This is a genomic window from Staphylococcus sp. HMSC068G11 (genome assembly GCF_001815825.1).
Classification (GTDB): domain Bacteria; phylum Bacillota; class Bacilli; order Staphylococcales; family Staphylococcaceae; genus Staphylococcus; species Staphylococcus epidermidis.
The window spans coordinates 1-540 of sequence record NZ_KV822092.1 but is presented as its reverse complement, the minus strand read 5'-3'; the positions used below and the strand labels follow the sequence as shown (position 1 = coordinate 540).

Here is a 540-nt window from a genome sequence, read left to right as displayed (position 1 = left end):
TATACCTACGGTTATCGTAAGATTACAGCATTGATTAATCAATGTTATACATCACCAATTAATCATAAGAGAGTACAGAGAATGATGCAGAAGCATCATTTGAACTGCCGAGTTAGACCTAAAAAGACGACAAGAATAGGTAAACCGTATTATAAAACGGACAATTTATTACAAAGACAATTTAAAGCGAGTTGTCCAATGGAAGTATTAACAACCGATATTACTTATTTACCATTTGGTCATTCTATGTTGTATTTATCTTCGATAATGGATATTTATAACGGAGAAATTGTGGCGTATAAAATAGATGATAAACAAGACCAAAGTTTAGTTAATGATACATTAAATCAAATCGATATACCTGAGGGTTGTATATTACATAGTGATCAAGGCAGCGTTTATACATCTTATGCTTATTATCAATTGTGCGAAGAAAAAGGCATTATCAGAAGTATGTCCCGAAAGGGAACACCTGCCGATAACGCCCCGATAGAAAGTTTCCATTCCTCGCTAAAGTCTGAAACTTTTTACATCAATAAT

The 540-nt window shown here is 33.1% G+C and carries 1 protein-coding gene; it reads left to right on the top strand.

Translation table 11 applies throughout. The features are described 5' to 3' along the window. A partial coding sequence (locus tag HMPREF3058_RS07915) for an IS3 family transposase (protein WP_070731292.1) occupies window positions 1-540 on the top strand: 540 nt, incomplete at both ends.